The sequence below is a fragment of the Priestia sp. 10L35 genome (assembly GCF_056395685.1).
In genome coordinates, this window is record NZ_JBFTKA010000046.1 from 1 (window position 1) to 675 (window position 675).

The 675-nt window shown below is 47.3% G+C and carries 3 tRNA genes and 2 rRNA genes; all 5 read right to left on the bottom strand.

The annotated features are described in order from the left end of the window. Positions 1-67 precede the first annotated feature (67 nt). A tRNA-Lys gene (locus AC1DEF_RS29100) sits at positions 68-143 on the bottom strand. Positions 144-150: 7 nt separating this feature from the next. Then, positions 151-226, bottom strand: a tRNA-Thr gene (locus AC1DEF_RS29105). 3 nt (positions 227-229) lie between these two features. Then, positions 230-305 (bottom strand) — tRNA-Val (locus AC1DEF_RS29110). Between the two features lie 9 nt (positions 306-314). Further along, a 5S ribosomal RNA gene (gene rrf / locus AC1DEF_RS29115) occupies positions 315-430 on the bottom strand. Between the two features lie 109 nt (positions 431-539). After that, positions 540-675, bottom strand: a 23S ribosomal RNA gene (locus AC1DEF_RS29120); the annotation flags it as partial.

The following is a 675-nucleotide window of genomic DNA, read 5'->3' on the forward strand; positions in this document are numbered from 1 at the left end:
TCGTAAGACACTAGATCCTAAGTCTAGCGCGTCTGCCAATTCCGCCACACCCGCGTGTGAATATAAATGGTGAGCCATGAAGGACTCGAACCTTCGACCCTCTGATTAAAAGTCAGATGCTCTACCAACTGAGCTAATGGCTCGAAAAACTGGTGCCGGCAAGAGGACTTGAACCCCCAACCTACTGATTACAAGTCAGTTGCTCTACCAGTTGAGCTACACCGGCAAATGGTGGAGGATGACGGGATCGAACCGCCGACCCCCTGCTTGTAAGGCAGGTGCTCTCCCAGCTGAGCTAATCCTCCGATATATAAGCCTGGCAACGTCCTACTCTCACAGGGACAAAGTCCCAACTACCATTGGCGCTAAAGAGCTTAACTTCCGTGTTCGGTATGGGAACGGGTGTGACCTCTTCGCTATCGCCACCAGACATATTATATTATACATGATTTCCAAAAGAAAGCAAGACTTTTTTTGAAAAGTTTTGTTCTCTCAAAACTAGATAACAGTTCGCTGAGTAAAGCTTACGCTTTTAAAATTTGGTTAAGTCCTCGATCGATTAGTATCAGTCAGCTACACATGTCGCCACGCTTCCACCTCTGACCTATCAACCTGATCATCTTTCAGGGATCTTACTAGCTTGCGCTATGGGAAATCTCATCTTGAGGGGGGCTT